Source organism: Paraburkholderia solisilvae, from assembly GCF_902859875.1.
In the GTDB taxonomy this organism is placed as follows: domain Bacteria; phylum Pseudomonadota; class Gammaproteobacteria; order Burkholderiales; family Burkholderiaceae; genus Paraburkholderia; species Paraburkholderia solisilvae.
This window is the reverse complement of sequence record NZ_CADIKF010000016.1, coordinates 99,390-117,709: the sequence shown is the minus strand read 5'-3', so window position 1 is coordinate 117,709 and position 18,320 is coordinate 99,390. Positions and strand designations below refer to the sequence as shown.

The window sequence follows — 18,320 nt, the reverse complement described above, 5'->3', positions numbered from 1 at the left end:
CGGGCGAACGCCGCGGCGGCGCTGATGTCCGTCGCCTGTTTGAGCGGACCTGGCGCAAACGCGGCACAACCCGCGGCCAGCGATGCTCCCCTGCTTCCGGCGTCGCATGACACGCGCGAGCCGATCAGTTCGGTCGACCCGTTTCTTGGCGTCGACGCGGGCGGCAAGGTCTTTCTGGGCGCCACCGTGCCGTTCGGCATGGTCAAGCTCGGCCCCGACGTCGAAAGCATCGATGGCGTACCGGCGGGCGGCGGCTACGCCAGCACCGGTCTCGTCGATGGTTTCAGCCATCTGCATCTGAGCGGCGGCTCCGGCAAGTACGGCAACATTCTGGTCGCGCCGGTCACCGGGCCGCTGGACCCGCAGGACATCAAGTCCGCGCGGTCGAGCGAAGACAGCAGCCCCGGCTATTACCGCACGCAACTCACGCGTTACGCCACGCTCGCGGAGTTGACCGCAACGCGCCGCGTCGGTTTTCATCGCTACACGTTCGCGCGTAGCGGCGACGCTCACCTCACGATCAACGTGGCCCACCTGCTCAATCACGGCAACGGCGACGAATCGCAACAGTTTGTCGGCGGCAAGGTCACCGTGTTGTCCGATCATGAAGTGACGGGTGTCGGGCGTTATAAGGGCGGATGGAACGAAGGCGGCGAGTATCGCGTGTACTTCTACGCCGTCGCCGATACGCCGGCCGCGCAGTCTCACACGTGGTCGGGCTCGACGCTATCGTCATCGCAAAGCGCGTCGATCGAACGCGACGCGCCGCTTGGCGCATCGCTCGACTACACGACAGCCGTCGGCCAGGTGATCCAGCTCAAGGTCGGACTCTCGTTCGTGAGCGAGGATCAGGCCCGCCGCAACGTGATGACCGAGACGCCCGGATGGAGCTTCGACACCGTGCACGACGCCGCGGTTGCGGCGTGGAACGAGGCATTGTCGCCGCTGCGCATCAGCGGCGCCACCGAGTCGCAACGCCGCCAGTTCTACACGGCGATGTATCACGCGATGCTCGTACCGTCCGATCGAACCGGCGAGAACCCGCTGTGGAAATCGAAAGAACCTTACTACGACGACTATTACGCGATCTGGGATACGTTCCGCTCGGCAGGACCGCTGCTCACGCTGATCGCACCGGACCGCGAACGCGACTCGATCCGTTCGCTGATCGATATCTACCGGCACGAAGGCTACATGCCCGATGCGCGCAGCGGCAACACCACCGGACGCACGCAGGGCGGCAGTAACGCGGACGTGATGGTGGCCGACGCATACGTGAAGGGCATGACCGGCATCGACTACCCGACGGCGTTCGCGGCGATGCAAAAGGACGCCGAGGTGCCGCCGGCCAACGCGCGCATGGAAGGCCGCGGCGGTCTGACCGACTACAACAGCAAGGGCTACGTCACTAACGCCGACGAGCGCTCCGGATCGCGCACCGTCGAATATGCGTACGACGATTACGCCATCGCGGAACTCGCATGCGGACTGGGCCGCGACGCGGCGGCCCGACGCTATGCCGCGCACGCGGGCAACTGGGCGAACCTGTGGGATACCAGTCTGTCCGTTGGCGGCATGACCGGCTTCATCCGGCCGCGCAATGTGGACGGCAGCTGGGCGGCGCCCGATCTGAAGGTGCGCGGCACCTGGCCGGACTTCCAGTACGAAGGCGATATCTGGACCTACTCGCTCTACGCGCCGCAAGACGTGCGCGGGCTGATCCGCATCTCGGGCGGCAAACAGGCCTTTATTCACCGGCTCGACACGCTGTTTGACCGCAAGCACTTCGACATGACGAACGAGCCGGGCTTTCTGCTGCCGATGCTTTATATCTGGGCTGGCCGGCCTGACAAGACGGCGGACCGCATTGTCGATCAGCTCGAAAAACCGTTCAACGATTCGCGCGCGGGCCTGCCCGGCAACGACGATTCCGGTGCGATGTCGGCGTGGCTGATATTCCAGATGCTCGGCTTCTATCCGAACGCCGGCCAGGATGTCTATCTGATCGGTACGCCGAGTTTCCCCGAAGCGGAGATCGATATGCCGTCGGGCAAGGTGTTCCGCATCGTCACGCGGAACCTGGATAGCGGGCATTTGAACCGCTATATCCAGTCGGCGACGCTCAACGGCAAGCCGCTCGATCAGGCGTGGTTCCGTCATGCGCAGATCGCCGACGGCGGAACACTCGAATTGACGCTTGGCTCGACGCCGACCGCCTGGGGCACACGCGTGCCGCCGCCGTCACTCTCCGACCCGGTGTCGCCGCTTTGTGCGGCGGCGTCGCCTCACCCATGAAGCAGCGTTTCCCGGCATGGATCGAGCAATCGGCCGCGGCTCGATCCTTCCTTTTATGTCATCGCGATTCAATTGTTCTGTACAGGATGCCTTATGAAATTGCCGTTTGATCGACGCCTGATACTTGGCGGCCTCGCGCTTGTTTCCACGCTTTGCCACGCGCAAGCGCCAAGCGCGGACGACACCGTGCATATGAACCAGATTCAGGTCATCGGCACGCACAATAGCTACCACGCCGGCATTGCGCCCGGCGACAGACAGGTGTGGCAAATGTATCACCCCGACAAGTTGCCGGAGCTGAGCTATCAGCATCCGTCGCTGACCGCGCAGTTGACGGGCGGCGTGCGGCAGCTCGAAATCGACGTGTTTAGCGATAAGGCCGGCGGCCGCTACGCCGACCCGGCCGGCCCGCGGATGGTGAAGGCCGCCGGACTGCCGGCCGACCCGCCGTTCGATCCGAAGAACCTGATGCGCAAACCCGGCTTCAAGGTCATGCACGTGCAGGATCTCGACTATCGCAGCGCGTGCCAACCGTTCACCGCATGTCTGCGGGAAATCCGCGCATGGTCGATGGCGCACCCGCACCATGTGCCGCTGTACATTCTGATCGAGCCCAAGGACCGCGCGCTGACGACTAAATGGCCGCTCCCCACCGTTGTGCCGGAGCCCTTTGACAGTGCAACCTTCGATGCGCTCGATCGCGAGATTCTCTCCGTGTTCGCACGCAATGAGATCGTGATGCCCGATGATGTACGGGGCACGCATGCGTCGCTCAACGAAGCGATAACGCATGACGGCTGGCCGACGCTCGCGCAAACGCGTGGAAAAGTCGTGTTTCTGCTCGACCCGCCGAGAATGGCGGCAACCTATCGCGATGGACATCCGTCGCTCGCCGGGCGCGTGCTATTCACCAATTCGACACCGGGCGCGCCCGATGGGGCGTTTATCGAGGTCAACACGCCCGACGCCGCGCATATCGAACAACTGGTGCACGACGGCTACCTGATCCGGACGAGAACCGATGACGGGACGATCGAGGCGATGCGCAACGATACGACGCGCCGGGACCTCGCGCTCGCCAGCGGCGCGCAGATCCTCAGCACGGACTACCCGGGCGCGGAGCCGGCGCCGACGGGTTTCAAGGTCGAGTTGCCCGGAGCGGTGACTGCGCGATGCGACCTCGTCAATGCGCCGGGCTCCTGTCTCGATTCGCAACTCGAGACGCACTAGGCGAGCGGAATCGTCATGAGGTTCGCGCATGCCGGTTCCGACGACGATACCTGAAACGGACGCGACCGTTGCAGTCGCAACGGTCGCTGCACCTCCTGAAAGCCACGGCACGCGTGCAATCCCGCCTGCCGGCAATGCATATTCCAAATCGCCATTTGTCCTTGCGCATCCCGGCCGGTAAGCTGGCGGGCTTCACGACATCACTAAATGGTCGCGCGATCATCGAGCGACGGCGCCCAGCGTCGGCTGCCCGTTCAACGACGCATCAGCGGCCATCACGCATTTCGAACTGCGCATGAAAAAAGCTATCCGGGGCTGGATAAACAGGCATGCCGCGCGTGCGGCTATCGTCAGCAGCGCTGCGCTCCTCGCGTGCACTGCGCACGCCGAAGGCAAGATCAGCATCGCCCAGCAGTTCGGCATCGGTTATCTGATTCTCGATGTCGTTCAGGATCAGCATCTGATTGAAAAGTACGGCAAGCAGGAAGGTCTGGATATCAAGGTCGAGTGGCGCACGATTTCGGGCGCGACCGGCATGAACGAAGCATTGCTTGCCGGCGCGCTCGACGTGGTGTCGGCCGGCGTTCCGCCGATGCTGACCGTGTGGGACCGCACGCGCGGGCGGCAGAACGTCAAGGCGATCGCGTCGCTCGGTTCGATGCCGAACTACCTGCTGACCAACAATCCACGCGTCAGGACGCTGAAGGACTTTACCGACAAGGACCGCATTGCGGTGCCGGCGGCCGGCGTCGGATTCCAGTCGCGCACGCTGCAGATCGAAACGGCCAGGGTCTTTGGCGACAGCGACTACAAGCGCTTCGATGCCATCTCGGTCAGCCTGCCGCATCCCGATGCGACCGCCGAGCTGATCTCGGGCCACACGGAAGTCGACGCGCACTATTCGAGCCCTCCGTTCCAGTACCAGGAACTCGAGCATCCGAACGTGCACAAAGTGCTGAGCTCGTATGACACGCTAGGCGGAAAAGCGACGTTCAACGTGCTGTACACGACCCAGAAATTCCACGACGAAAATCCGCGCACTTACCGCGCGTTCTACCACGCGCTTGTCGAAGCCGCGCGCATCATCAACAGCGACAGGAACGCCGCAGCGGCGGCTTATCTCCGCGTCGAGCACTCGACCCTTCCGCTGCCGCTGGTTCAGAAGATCGTCAACGATCCGGAGATTGAATTCACGGTGTCGCCGCAGCGCAGCTTCATTTACGCGAGTGAGTTGAACCGGATCGGCGTGTTGAAGAACAAGGCTGCTTCGTGGAAGGACTTCTTCTTTCCGGAAGCCTATGCCGAACCGGGTAGCTGAGCGGGCGCAGCCCGTGTTCCCGCCAGACCGGTCGACGTCTCGCTAAGCCTCGCTACGCCTCGGCGATGGTCACGTCATAGTCTTCATCGACGAACGCGACGATAAACTCTTCAGGCATCAGCCACGAATCCACGCTGACCGTCTTTGCATCAATGTCGACGTCGACTCGCGCGTCGGCGTCGACGGTCTTCATCGCGTGTTCGATAGTCGAGATATCGTCAGAGCGAATTTCATTTTTCACTGAGAATTTCATTTGTCGCTTCTCCGGTAAATGGCGGCGTCCGATCGCGGAAAAAGACCATGTTGAGTGCCGTACGGTCCGCGCCAGCTCAGGCCGAAAATTGGCCGGCGCGTTCCACTTGATCTCTTGCCGGCAGAATCGGCAATCCGTTGGACCGCCCATGAGAAGAGTTTAGGTTCTGCGGGTTGTCCCTGACAGCGTGGCGTTGGCGGTTTTCGGACATTTAATGTTCATTTCCGGCCATCGCGTGAAGGCGTTCAGGATCTCGCACTGCTGAAAGGGTTTCGACGGTTTCGCCGCGCAACGGCGCCTGTAGTTCGTTTCGCACGTCGGGCAAGCCTGACGCACCGCACGTCTGCGTCTGTTGCGCTGCCTCGCTACGCGCCGTTTTGTGGCTTGCCGCATACTCGCGTGGCGTCATGTCGTAGCGAGCCTTGAACGCGCGGCTGAAGTGAGCGTGATTCGTGAAGCCGCACTGGTACGCAATCGCCTTGATCGCGCCATGCGGCGCGTCGGCGCGCAACCGTCGCGCCGCATGCTCGATTCGCAGCGACCACGCGTAACGCATCGCCGACAACCCATTGGCTTGCAACGCGCGCGTGAGGCTGCTGGTCGACATGTGCAGCTCGGCAGCGATGCGCGCGGCACTCAGATCCGGATCCGCGATGTGGCGTGCGATCAGCTGTTTCGCGCGCAGCGCGGTAACGGCAGTCGAGCGGGCCGAAACCGCTCCGCTGCAATCGTTGATCAGCACATCCATCAGATCGAGGCATTGGTCGCCAAACCGGGCCAGCATGGGTTCGCTTGCCTTGCCGGCCTGCGACGCCGCGTTCAGCACGAAGTCGCGTACCGCGCAGACATCCGGCGACGCCCGATCCGGACAGCAAACGACTGGAAAGCGGTGCCGCAGTCCACGCTCGCGCAACGCCGACCTCGGAATGCGCAGGATCGACATGCGCGTGCGTTCGCGAACGGACGCGTCGTACCAGGCCAGCGGGTCGAGTACGGCCACATCGCCGGGCCCGAACGTCATCGTTTGCCCTCGCTGTTCAACCCGCCTCATCCCGCTTCTGACAACCTGCACAAACAGATGTTCGTCGTCGCCGCAACGCACGATTGGCGAAGCCGACTGCCACGCGATATCGAGGTCCACGATAACGCTCTGACCGGCGTGCGTGCTGTGATGGGTTGACGTGCCCGAGTGCGAGGAAGCGAATCGATACTGCAAGCCGACCGACGACATCGCGTCGACCCAGGCGCCGCGGCACATCGGTGTGCCATTCCAGGTATGCTCGTCAAGCCGGTCATCCACTTCGATCTATCTCCTTTGCGAACCGGGAGCCGTGCAATGCCCGCCATACGGTGGAAATAATCCAGATTGCGCGGGCAATCATTCGCCGACATCAACCTACTGCATCGAAGCGCAACTCCGGCGACGTGGGATTGGAACGCGCCCCACTCGCTTGACTTCAAGCTTTACATGGTTCAACTAAAGCTTCTGCGCGCTGCGATAGCGATTTCACGATCCTTGCAAAGGCTACCCGGCGCGATGCAAAAAAAGAATAAAAAGCGCGATTCGCATGATGGGAACGGGACGTCGCTGTCGCGCAGAATGTGTCGCGCTCGCTGAGCGCGGTTGTCGGACTCGACGGCTGTTTGAGCCGTGCAAAAGGGGCGCCGCAGATCGCAACCGCTCGTCTGCGCGACGCACATCACCGGATAGATCGCGATGCCGGGTATTAGCGCTTCGATCGTCGTATCCAGTTTTGGCTCACAATAGTAAAGACACGTTTATTTTGTTCCATCCGGATTCTTGCGGGCCGCGGTGGCGCGTTACGTTCCCACGCGCCCCGCTTGCCCCTGGTCTCCCGGCTAACGCTCCCGATTGTGATGAGCGTTGTCTGATGAAGGAAGACACGACATGAAGAATCCATCGAAAATCTGGCTGATGCTTTGCGCGTTAGTGTTCTCGCTTGCGGGCTGTGCCGCAGGCGGCACCGAGCAAGGTCCGCGCACGCATCTGAGCGCAACGCAATGCCGCGATCTCACCGCGCTCAGGAATAACGCGCCTCGCACACACGAGCTCAATCTGAGCGAGTTGGCGGCGCTGGAGCAAGCGGGTTACCACCCGTCATGGGGCTTCGACCCATACTATCCGGAGGATCTGCAGACGGCACAGCGTCAGGTCGATCGCTGGTACCAGGCGGAATGCCAGCAGACCCGGCCCGATTGAAGCGCATAGCGCCGCGTTGGCTCGCGGCCCCGAAGCAAACTGCGCTGGCTAGTCGCGAATAGTGGGAACCGGCACGACTTCACAATCAGCTCGCTCGTCAGGCATGTCGAGCATCGGCCACAGCGTCCTTCGCTAGCCGTCGGTCCGCGGAAAATCCGCCGGCCGCTGTCGAAACGACCGGCCAAACGATAGCGGCCGACCGCCGTCATAGTGGAAAACCCGTGGCCACCTTCAGAAGCCGCGCTTCGCTGCCGTAGATGCAGACTGGCGTCACGCTCCCAGACATCGCACACCCTCAGCCAACCACCGCAAGGCCATCATGACGGACCACGGTCACCCGGAGAGCGCGCTCCAGGCCGCCTTCCTGCAGCACGACTCCACCCTCGCGCCGTCGTCGCGCGTGCCCGGCGAGGATGACAGCGCCGTCTACCGCACGCTGCTCGAATCGACCAAAGCCATCCCATGGAAGATCGACTGGGCGACGATGGAGTTCGCCTATATCGGTCCGCAGATCGAAGCGTTGCTGGGCTGGGCTCCGTCGACGTGGAAAACGGTCAACGACTGGGCCGAACGGATGCATCCGGACGACCGCGAAGCCGTGGTCAATTTTTGCGTCGCGCAATCGAAAGCCGGCACCGATCACGAAGCCGACTATCGTGCGCTTACACGCGACGGCGGCTACGTGTGGCTGCGAGACGTGGTGCACGTGGTTCGCAACGACAAGGGCGACGTGGAAGCCCTGATCGGATTCATGTTCGACATCAGTGAACGCAAGCGTACCGAAGAAAAGCTTGCCCAACTGCAAAGAGAGCTCGAACATCTGTCGTTCCATGACAGCCTGACAGGCGCCGGCAATCGGCGGATGTTCGATGAGGTGATCGAGCGTACATGGTCCGCGGCGCAGGAATCGGGCAAGGCGCTCTCGTTGATCATGGTCGATATCGACTTCTTCAAGTCGTACAACGACTACTATGGTCATCTGCAGGGCGACGAATGCCTGAAGCGCGTCGCACGTCTGCTAGGCGAAGCGGCGGGCCCGGATCACTTTCTCGGTCGCTTCGGCGGCGAAGAATTCGTGCTCGTGCTGGCCAACACCGAGGCCGACACTGCTGTCAGAATTGCGGAACAGTGCCGTACGCTGATCGCGGAAGAAGCGATCGCACACGTACGGTCACCGCACCAGCAACGCGTCACCGCAAGCTTCGGAGTGGGCACGATCGTACCGACCGGTCGCACGGACCGGACGGCGTTCGTGAATCTGGTCGATGCGCAGCTGTATCACGCAAAAGAGAACGGCCGCAACCGCATCGCCGCGGTCGATCGAGCCGGGATGCAAGGGGAAGCCTTTAAAGCGTATTCGCGCTGAAGCGCTGCTTTTTTCGCCCTTGTGCCGTCGACGCGGCGCAACGCGCAGCCTCAGCGGTTCGCTTCAAGCTCCGCCAGTTTCACGTCGGCGCTGACACGCAAGCGCTCGTATCCCTCTTTCACGGCCTGTTCGGCCCATGCTGCGTATTCATCGCGCTTGCCCTGCCCGCCGATGGCCGCTCCGACAAACACGTACACGGTGGGTCTACGCATGGTATGGAGCATCTTCAGGATCGATTTGAAGTCCGACTCCTGCGCGTCGAATTCACTATTGGATGTTTTCGACATCGACGGGTAAAAGACCGACACGGGGTAAACAGGTGAGGAAGAATCTATCGCGGCCTGAAAGATGGCTGAGCGAAACTTTTTAACACCGTCTCTTGACCGCGTTCCTTCAGGGAAAACCCAGAAGGAAATCCTGGATCTCATTTTTTCAGAGATCTCCACGATACATTCAATTACCTGTCTTTTATTTGATCGGTCAATGAACACGGTTTCCAGGCGTGAGGCCATCCAGCCGACCACCGGCCACTTGCGAACTTCTTTCTTGGCGAGCGATGAGGCGGGATGGCATGAATTCAACACGTATACGTCCAGCAGCGAAACATGATTCGCGACCAGCAATGATCCACGATCCGCTATTTCGCTACCAAATCTGAAAACAGTAACGCCCGTTATCTTCAAAAATTTCCTGCACCAATGCGCGTAAAGACGCATTCGTCCGTCAGTGTTCACAAACGGATATATTGCGAGCAGGACGACGAAGGCAAAAACGAAATGGAGAAAAAGCAGAATGAAAATGCGCAGCCAGCTATGGATAGGGCGGCGCCACGCTCGACTCGTGAGCGGGACTGCTTGCATCTGTTTCATATCGTGACAAAGTGATGAACGCCAAGACAAAACACTTCGTCGCGCAGATATATTCCGCGGCCGCCACCGCGGAACGGATGCCTTTCGATGTCACCGGCCTGATCTGACAGAATGCTGAAATACGGCCTTCTGAAAGCGACCTGGCTGTGTTCGTACCGCTTTCATCGCGAAGTTCTACGCATTGTGTAGTCGATCCATCTGCGCCATTGCTTCGTTTGCTGCGACGCAAATCGTCGCAGCAAACGTCACATGAAACGCATGTCGGTTAGCATTGCATCAATGCGAAGTTCGCGGCGCGTGCTTTAAGCGACCGGCTTCGCGGTTAGCAGATCTTCGATCATCACAGGCAGCTTGCGCACGCGCACGCCTGTCGCATGATGGACTGCATCGGTGATCGCCGCGGCGATGCCCGCCAGACCGATTTCCGCAATCCCCCGCGCACCGAGTTCGTTGAACACCGTGTCGGGGTGATCGAGAAAGGTCACATCGAGTGCCGGGCTGTCCGCGTGCGACGCGATAATGTAATCGGCGAGATTGCTGTTGATCGGCGCACCGTTGCGAGGGTCATACATCGTGTGCTCGAACAGCGCCATGCCGACACCCATCACCACCGCCCCTTCGATCTGATTGCGCCCGGCGTGCGGATTGAGGATGCGTCCCGCGTCGATCACCGTGACGACGCGGCTCACACGCAGCCGCGCAATCTCCGGCTGCCATGTCACCTCCGCGAAGTGCGCGCCGTAGGAGTAAATCGAATACTCCTTTTTCAGCGGATCGTCGAAGCCGCCTTGTGCGCTGCCGCTGCCCGACGCCGAATACATCTTCGCCGCTTCGAGTATCGCGCCATACGGCACGCCGCTTTCGGGCGCAGCGCCCTTGCGATGCACACGGCCCGCGGTGAACCCGAGCTCTTCGGGTTTCGCGCCCTTGAACGGCGAATCGGCGAGCGCGCCGGCACGCGCAAGCACGATATCGACGGCCGCACGCGCGGCTTGCAACACCGCGGGAATGACCGACGCCGTCGCCGCCGAGCCGCCCGAGATCGGCCCCAGCGGCAGCGTCGTATCGCCCAGTTCGACGTCGATCATGTCGAGCGGCAAACCCGTTTGCGACGCAACGAGTTGCGCGAGAATCGTGTAGGTGCCCGTGCCGATATCCTGCGTGCCGCACACCACGCGCGCCGTGCCGTCCGCGCGCAGATTCACCGAAGCTTGCGCCGAAAAGCGCACACCCGGCCAACCGCACGCGCCGACGCCCCAGCCGAGCGTGAGCCCATCGCGTTTCATCGAACCCACGTCGGGCGAGCGCCGCGCCCAGCCGAATTTCTCCGCGCCGGTACGCAGGCATTCGGTGAGGTGGCGCGACGAGAACGGCAGACCCGTGCTTTCGTCGACGCGCGGTTCGTTCTTCAGGCGCAACTCGACGGGATCGATGTCGAGTTCCCTCGCCAGTTCGTTCATTGCCGATTCGAGCGCATAGAGCCCGGGAACCGCGCCCGGCCCGCGCATCGCGGTCGGCGAGCCCACATGGCGTTTTGCAAGGCCGGAAGTCACACGCAGATTCGGCACGCTGTACAGGAATGGCGTGATTTCGCCACAGGTCTCCTGATAGTCGTCGGCAATGGACGTATGGTTCACATACTCGTGGCGGATCGAGGTCAGCTTGCCGTCACGATCGGCGGACAGCCGCATGCGCTGCTGCGTCACCGGACGATGGCCGACATTCTGGAACATCATCTTGCGGCTGACGACGAGCTTGACGGGCCGCCCTGTATGCCGCGATGCCGCGGCGGCGAGCAGCGAGTGCGGCCACATCCACAGCTTGCCGCCGAAGCCCGAGCCAAGAAAGCGCGAGATCACACGCACTTTCTCTTTTGGCAGGCCGAGCATCTGCATCAGCGTGCCCTGATGGTTCGACACCGCCTGGCTCGTTTCATAGAACGTGTAGCCATCGCCGTCCCAGTGCGCGATCGTCGCATGCAGTTCGATCGGATTGTGCGTTTCGACAGGCGTCACATACGTCGCGTCCAGTTTGACGGGTGCGCTGTCGTACGCACGTGCGGCGTCACCGCGCTCGCTTTCGACTTTCGGCTCGTCATCACTGTCGAGTTCGTCGCTGACGTCGTGCCGTGCGACTTCATAGCCGACCTTCACGGTCGCGGCAGCGGCGCTCGCCGCTTCGAACGTATCGGCAATCACGACCGCGACGTACTGACCGTAGTAGCGGATCACATCGTCTTCAAAGGGCGGACGCGCCTCATCGACGAAGCCCGTATCCATCGAATTGCCCGAGATCCGGTAGAAGCGGCCGATATTGCCGCGATGAAGCACGGCGTGTACGCCGGGCATCGCCTGCGCGGTCGCGAATTCGAGCGACGTGATGCGGCCGCTCGCGATCGTGCTGCATACCGGCACGGCATGCAGCAGGTCGGGCAGATCGACATCCGACGTATAGGTCGCGGCGCCGCTGACCTTCAACGGGCCATCGACGCGCGCTTGCGGCTGTCCGATCACGGACAGCAGGCTGTCAGTCACGGTGGACATGGTGAAGTCCTCTTCGAAGTCAGGCAGTGCGGGTGGCTTGCGTCAACGCATGCACGAGACAGCGGCGCGCCAGCTCGACCTTGAAGCCGTTCTGGCTCTGCGGCCGCGCACCGGCGAGCGCCGCGTCCGCGGCGCGGGCGAAGGTCGCGGCATCGGGAACCGCGTCGTGTAGCGCGGCTTCGGCTTCGCGTGAATGCCACGGTTTCGTGCCGACGCCGCCCAGCGCTACACGTGCATGCGCCATGCGTCCATCGACCACCTTGATCACGACAGCGGCCGACGCCAGTGCGAACTCGTACGACGCGCGATCGCGCAGCTTCAAATACAGCGAATTGCTGCCCTCGGGAAGCGGCGGCAACGTGACGTGCGTGATCAGATCACCGGGTTCGAGCACCGTCTCGCGTTGCGGCGTCGCGCCCGGCAACAGGAAAAAGTCGTCGATCGCGATGTGGCGGGAGCCTCGTATGCCTTCGATGTGTATCGTCGCGTCGAGTGCGGTCAGGGCGACGTTCATGTCAGAGGGATTGCTCGCAATGCACGCATCGCTCGTGCCGAGAATCGCCATGGTCCGGTTGAAGCCGCCGATCGCCGCGCAGCCCGCACCAGGCGTGCGCTTGTTGCACGGCATTGCGGTATCGCGAAAGTAAACGCAACGCGTGCGCTGCAGCAGGTTGCCACCCGTCGTCGCCATGTTGCGTAATTGCGCGGAAGCGCCCGAGAGTAATGCCTGCGACAGCACGGCATAACGGTCGCGGATGAGCGGGTGCATGGCGAGGTCCGCGTTGCGCACGGTCGCGCCGATTTTTACACCGCCGTCAGGCGTTGCTTCGACATCGTTCAACGGCAGGCGGCTGATGTCGACCACGCGCCCCGGATGCTCGACGTTCAGTTTCATCAGATCGAGCAGCGTCGTGCCGCCGGCGAGAAAGCGTACCTGCGCGCCGTGTTGTGCAGTCGGCGACGCGGCGCCCGCCGCAATGGCGTCGCGCACGTCGTTCGCACGTGAGAGCTGGAAGAGTTCCATGGCGGCGTCCTCAAGCTTTATCGCGCACGCGCTGGATCGCCGTGACGATGTTCTGATAGGCGCCGCAGCGGCACAGATTGCCGCTCATCGCTTCGCGCACGTCGGCGTCGGCAGGCCCGACCGGCTCATCGAGCAGCGCAACCGCGGACATGATTTGCCCCGACGTGCAGTATCCGCACTGGTAGCCGTCGCATTCGACAAATGCCTGCTGCATCGGATGCAGCGCAGCGAGACCGCCGATGCCTTCGATGGTCGTAATTTCGTCGCCTTCGTGCGTGCCCGCCAACGACAGACATGCATTCACGCGGCGACCGTTCACATGCACGGTGCAGGCGCCGCACTGGCCGTGATCGCAACCTTTCTTGGTGCCCGTGAAATGCAGATGCTCGCGCAACGCGTCCAGCAACGTGGTGCGTGGATCGAGCGCGAGTGCGTAGATTTTGCCATTGACCGACAGTTCGACCGGTATGGTCAGCGTCGATGTATGAGTGGTGCTGCGCGATTCGCTGTCGCGGCGCTCATCCACGGTGTGATTCGCCGAGGCGTCGGGACGGGTAGCGGTATGTTGCATCGAGCGGACTCCTTTAGAAGGCAGACGCAAGAAACGACCGGGCGCTCAGCCGCGCTGCGCCGGCAACAGCAGCGCGAACGACCTTCCCTCGATCGGGGCAATGGGGGTGTGCAGCCGTGCTGCGGGTCGTGCGTCGCGCCAATTGGCGTTGGTCGAGGCAAGCGAAAAGTATAGGTCGCGGTTTGCAGTCGGGGCGACTCTTTGACGACTATCTGAATGCTGAGCATGAGGATGCGATGTACTTCCGTCGAAACTAAGCAAACGCGATGCCTGACCTTCCGCCAGTTTGATTGAATTTGTCAGCGGTGCAAATCAGCTATCTTCATGCCCCGAGCGCGCCGGATTGGCCAGTCATGCCATGCACGCGCATCTGCTCGAATCGAAACAGTCTCGAACCGGCTGTTGTCATATGTATTCCCGACCCGACGTGCGCCGGTGATCGATCGGCCTCGTGGTTTGCCATGTTCTCATTCAAAAGCCGCCGGTGACCACAACCTCACCCGGTTCGAGCGCTTCAATGAACGCCGGCAGATCGCGCGCGTGGTCTTCGACCCAATGAGCGATGTCGTGCAACAGCAGCGCGACCGGTTCTTCCACCTTGCTTTCGCCTTCGTCACGAAAACTCGCTGGCCTGCATCCAGGGTCTGGGCCAAACGTAATCGATGAGTTGACACGAAAAATCAGCCGTGAAGCTAACCGTCAACTGGCAAGCCACGGTAACGATCAGTAATGGAATAGCGTCTCCCGGCGCGTGTTTAAGAACAGTCCAAACGCGCCGTCAATTGGGAGGATACGGCCTCTCCATTGACTATTCCCTGCATAACCAAGGAGACATTCATGCTTGAAGCGGACAATCCGGATCCGGAATTCGACGAGACAATGCAGGGAACGCGGCGTCGCGCGTTTATGCTCGGCATGGCGGGAGCCATGCTCGGCGGAACGCTTCTATCCACGCCGGCTGCAGATGCGCGAACCGCCGAGCCGGGCGCGGCGGCAGATGACGAGGTGGTAAACATCCCGTCACGGCCGTGGAAAGTGGCTTTCGAAGAGCATTACATGACATCGCATTTTAGCCGTGTCGTTCGCGGCGACACCAAGGTCACAGGCGAAACGTCGGTCTATGACCTGCTGCTTGACGTTGGTGCACAGCGCATCGAAACCATGGACCGCGCCGGAATTCAGTATGCGATTCTTTCTCTCAATACGCCCGGCATCCAGGGTGAGACCGATCCGGCCGCGGCCGTGCGCGATGCACAGTTTGCGAACGACGAACTACGCCGCATTGTCGACCAGCACCCCGCCAGGTTCGGCGGATTCGCGGCATTACCCATGCAGGATCCGAAAGCTGCGGCGGACGAACTGGAACGCGCTGTACACCAGTTGGGATTTCATGCGCCGCTGGTCAATAGCTTCTCGAATATAGGCACCGACGAGGGCGTCACGTTTCTGGACGAACCTCAATACGAACCCTTCTGGGAGCGCGTGCAGGATCTCAATGTGCCGCTGTACCTGCACCCGCGCAATCCCGTGCGCAGCCAGCAGTTGATGTTCCGTGACCATCCGGAACTGCTGGCAGCGACCTGGGCGTACCTGGTGGAGACTTCAACGCATGCGCTGCGCCTCATCACCAGCGGCCTGTTCGACCGGTTCCCGAATTTGCGTATCTGCCTTGGCCATCTCGGGGAATCTCTTCCTTTCATGGCGTGGCGGATTTCGGCCGTTTATGAAAGGCATGCTCATCGCGTGAAGCTCAAGCAGGACATCACCAGCTACCTGAAAACGAACTTCCTCTATACGACCGCGGGCTTTTTCGACACCACCGCGACGCTCGAAGTCATGAACCTGGTCGGCCGCGATCGCGTCTTTTTCTCGACCGACTATCCGTGGATGGACATGATTCAAGGCGGCCAATGGTTTGACGCGGCGAAACTCAGTGATGCCGATAAATGGCGGATTGGGCGTGCCAACGCGGTTGAACTCTTCAAACTCAAGCTGGCGCCGACGGCATAGGAATTCCGCCAGGCTCTCGCATATGAAGTGCAACTTGCGTCGACAATCACAACGCCGCGCGGCAGAATTTTCACGCTGCATCGCTTATGCGGCGTGGTCGGTATTGCCGCTCATGCAGCGATAGTGGCCGATGGTTCGAGCTAACGTTCCGCCACCGTGTGGCGGAACGTTAGCCGTGCGCGGCGCCGTGCAGTAGCGATACCGCACTACGAGAAAATCCCGATGCCCTGGCAGTCCGGGGACGCGCATCCTGCTGCGTAATAGAGCAATACTGACCGCACAAGGACACAAACTGCATGATCATGGCATTGTTCTGTTCGAGAACCTCAAGTGTCGAAAACTGCCCTGAGCCCAGAGTCTGGCCGACCGTGACATGCGGGCAATTTATGGTGGTGAGGTGTTCGGTCGAATAGCGCCTTCGTTATCGGCGTATCGCAGACCCGCTAGCGCTGCGTCGCTTGTAACGCGTGCGGTGCCGACCACCACATCGACGTGATCCACCCTTCCGCCGAATAGTACAGCGGCAAGGTATCCGGCCATGCGAGCCCGCGCTTGAATGCGATGCGAAACGTCGGGTTATACCAGTGCGGCACCACGTAGTAACCATGCATCAGCACGCGATCGAGCGCATGCGTCGCGTCAACCAGCTGCTCGCGCGTCTGCGCGCCGGCGATCGCGCGCAGAATTGCATCGACTGCGGGCGACTGGATCCCGATCAGATTACCCGAACCTGGTTCGGTAGCGGCCTTGCTGCCGAAGCGGTCGATCATATCCGCGCCAGGCACCTGCGAGTCCGGATAACGCTCTATCGTCACGTCAAAGTCGAATGCATCGAGGCGTTGCCGATAGACGGCGAAATCGGTTGCGCGAAAATGAACGGCAATTCCGAGCGTTTGCAGGTTACGCACGTACGGAGCGATGACCGGACCGAGACTTTGCGCGGAACCGGAATCACAAAGAACCTCGAACTCGAACGGCTCGCCCTTCGCATTACGCAGCGCACCGTCGCGGTAGGTCCAGCCCGCCCGCGAGAGCAGCTCGCCCGCTTTCAGCAGGTTCGCGCGCAGCGAGCCCGGAGGATTGGTATTCGGCTGCACCGGCGGCAGGCCAAATACCGCTGGGTCGAGTTGTGCTCGCCACGGGTCGAGCAGCTTCAGCTCGCCCGGCGACGGAAGCCCTTTCGCCTGCCAGTCAGTGTTGACGAAAAAGCTGTCGATCCGCTTGTACTGGTTGTAGAAAAGATCCCGGTCAAGCTGCTGGAAGTCCAGCGCAAGATCGAGTGCTTCGCGCACTCGCACGTCCTGGAACAGCGGCCGGCGCTGGTTCAAAATAAAGCCTTGCATGCCACTGCCGTTATGCTGCGCAAACTCGCGCTTGACCAGTTCGCCGTCATCGAATTTCTCGCCGACGTCCAGTCGCACCCAGTTACGCGCGACGTATTCGACGAGCGCGTCATACTCGCCTGCCTTGAACGCCTCCAGACGCGCCGTCGGGTCTGCATAGAGCTTGTACTGGATGCGATCGAAGTTGAACATGCCGACGCGTACCGGCAGCGCCGCACCCCAGTAGTTCGGATCGCGCTTATAGGTGATGTTGCGGCCATTGTCGTATTGCTCTATCTGATAAGGCCCGCTGCCGATCGGCTTTTCGAACGCAAGCTGATCGAACGGCGTGCGACTGCCGTCGGGTTTCACACCCCATTTGTGCGAGAACACCGGCATGTTGCCCGCTAGCAGCGGCAACTCGCGGTCGCGGTGACTGAACTCGAAGCGGATCGTACTCGGGTCGACTACCACCGCGCGCGTGATGTCCGCAAAATAGGCAGCGTATTGCGGCGCTGCCTGTGGGCTTTTCAACGTGTCGAACGAGAATTTGACATCGTCCGCGGTAACCGGGTCGCCGTTGGAGAAGTGTGCGCGGGGGTTGATGTGGAACGTGGTGGACATACCGTCCGGCGCGACCTTGATGTCGTCTGCGAGCAGGCAGTACGCGGATGCGACTTCGTCCGAACTGCCGATGGTAAGGCTCTCGAACAGCAAATCAATTCCGGGCGCCGGGTTGCCGCGCATCGTGAACGGGTCGAACTTGTCGAAGCTAGTCTGCCGGTTCGGATTCGCGAGCACGAGCGTGCCACCTTTCGGCGCTTTCGGGTTCACGTAATCGAAGTGTTTGAAACCGGCTGGGTATTTTGGACTGCCGTACTGCGCAATCGCGTACGCGGCGACGGCCGGCCGGGCGAATATCAAGGCAGTGCACAACGCGCCGCAAAGCATTGCAGGCCACACCGTACCGCGTCGCGCGTCACGGTTCGTCGAGTTGCGTTTGCCGTCGCTCACACCTCGCCATGCACCGGCCGTCACATCAGGCAGCCAACACATCACGATACGTGACGCTGTACGGAATGGCTCACGCCACCGCAACCTGAGTGACGCAAGCATTTCTCCGCGAAGCAAACGATTGCGATGCATTGGAATCCTATTCATAAAATTACCATGATGTGATTAGATAAATGATGGCGCACAGATTGACGCGGTATTTCCAGCTCAGCGTCTCGAGTCCAGCCTGGCGCCCCTTTGCAGACAGCCGTTCGTAAAGGGGTTATGCATTTTTACGTGCCGAA

Annotated in this window: 14 protein-coding genes; 6 read left to right on the top strand and 8 right to left on the bottom strand. The window is 61.3% G+C overall.

The annotated features are described in order from the left end of the window. The first annotated feature begins 24 nt into the window (after positions 1–24). The 3 genes from HV675_RS12430 to HV675_RS12420 all read left to right on the top strand — a co-directional run bounded on the left by HV675_RS12430 (position 25) and on the right by HV675_RS12420 (position 4,843). The gene (locus HV675_RS12430) at positions 25–2,295 is read left to right on the top strand and encodes a GH92 family glycosyl hydrolase (RefSeq protein ID WP_175111210.1); all 2,271 of its coding nucleotides are present in this window, start codon (positions 25–27) and stop codon (positions 2,293–2,295) included. 93 nt (positions 2,296–2,388) lie between these two features. Then, positions 2,389–3,525: a phosphatidylinositol-specific phospholipase C1-like protein gene (locus HV675_RS12425; RefSeq protein WP_175111209.1), complete on the top strand. Its 1,137-nt coding sequence runs from the start codon at positions 2,389–2,391 to the stop codon at positions 3,523–3,525. Positions 3,526–3,820: 295 nt separating this feature from the next. Continuing rightward, a complete protein-coding gene (locus HV675_RS12420) occupies positions 3,821–4,843 on the top strand; it encodes an ABC transporter substrate-binding protein (RefSeq protein ID WP_175111208.1) in 1,023 nt (340 codons plus the stop codon). 52 nt (positions 4,844–4,895) lie between these two features. Here HV675_RS12420 and HV675_RS12415 read toward each other — a convergent pair whose 3' ends face one another. Further along, positions 4,896–5,096: a copper chaperone gene (locus HV675_RS12415; protein WP_175111207.1), complete on the bottom strand. Its 201-nt coding sequence runs from the start codon at positions 5,094–5,096 to the stop codon at positions 4,896–4,898. A 211-nt stretch (positions 5,097–5,307) separates the two neighbouring features. Then, positions 5,308–6,396: a helix-turn-helix domain-containing protein gene (locus HV675_RS12410; protein ID WP_175111206.1), complete on the bottom strand. Its 1,089-nt coding sequence runs from the start codon at positions 6,394–6,396 to the stop codon at positions 5,308–5,310. A gap of 609 nt (positions 6,397–7,005) precedes the next feature. Between HV675_RS12410 and HV675_RS12405 the strand changes: the two genes are divergently transcribed. Continuing rightward, positions 7,006–7,317 carry a DUF4148 domain-containing protein gene (locus HV675_RS12405; RefSeq protein WP_175111205.1) on the top strand — a complete coding sequence of 104 codons (312 nt, stop codon included), beginning with the start codon at positions 7,006–7,008 and terminating at the stop codon, positions 7,315–7,317. 319 nt (positions 7,318–7,636) lie between these two features. Beyond that, the gene (locus HV675_RS12400; RefSeq protein WP_175111204.1) at positions 7,637–8,683 is read left to right on the top strand and encodes a sensor domain-containing diguanylate cyclase; all 1,047 of its coding nucleotides are present in this window, start codon (positions 7,637–7,639) and stop codon (positions 8,681–8,683) included. Between the two features lie 50 nt (positions 8,684–8,733). Here the strand turns inward: HV675_RS12400 and HV675_RS12395 are convergent, their stop codons facing one another. The 5 genes from HV675_RS12395 to HV675_RS32755 form a co-directional block, all read right to left on the bottom strand. Next, complete coding sequence (locus tag HV675_RS12395) at positions 8,734–9,543, bottom strand: lysophospholipid acyltransferase family protein (RefSeq protein WP_175111203.1); 810 nt, start codon at positions 9,541–9,543, stop codon at positions 8,734–8,736. Between the two features lie 311 nt (positions 9,544–9,854). Then, positions 9,855–12,095, bottom strand: coding sequence for a xanthine dehydrogenase family protein molybdopterin-binding subunit (locus tag HV675_RS12390; protein WP_175111202.1), 2,241 nt, complete (start codon positions 12,093–12,095; stop codon positions 9,855–9,857). Positions 12,096–12,114: 19 nt separating this feature from the next. Next, positions 12,115–13,119 carry an FAD binding domain-containing protein gene (locus HV675_RS12385; protein WP_175111201.1) on the bottom strand — a complete coding sequence of 335 codons (1,005 nt, stop codon included), beginning with the start codon at positions 13,117–13,119 and terminating at the stop codon, positions 12,115–12,117. Positions 13,120–13,129: 10 nt separating this feature from the next. Continuing rightward, complete coding sequence (locus tag HV675_RS12380) at positions 13,130–13,690, bottom strand: (2Fe-2S)-binding protein (protein WP_175111200.1); 561 nt, start codon at positions 13,688–13,690, stop codon at positions 13,130–13,132. A 471-nt stretch (positions 13,691–14,161) separates the two neighbouring features. Beyond that, a complete protein-coding gene (locus HV675_RS32755) occupies positions 14,162–14,287 on the bottom strand; it encodes a hypothetical protein (RefSeq protein WP_281364050.1) in 126 nt (41 codons plus the stop codon). Between the two features lie 240 nt (positions 14,288–14,527). Here HV675_RS32755 and HV675_RS12375 point away from each other — a divergent pair, with 240 nt between their 5' ends. Then, on the top strand, positions 14,528–15,700 hold the full coding sequence (locus tag HV675_RS12375) for an amidohydrolase family protein (protein WP_175111199.1): 1,173 nt from the start codon (positions 14,528–14,530) through the stop codon (positions 15,698–15,700). Positions 15,701–16,143: 443 nt separating this feature from the next. Here HV675_RS12375 and HV675_RS12370 read toward each other — a convergent pair whose 3' ends face one another. Beyond that, positions 16,144–17,973 (bottom strand): extracellular solute-binding protein, encoded by a 1,830-nt coding sequence (locus HV675_RS12370; RefSeq protein ID WP_175111224.1) that lies wholly within the window; start codon positions 17,971–17,973, stop codon positions 16,144–16,146. Between the last annotated feature and the right edge of the window lie 347 nt (positions 17,974–18,320).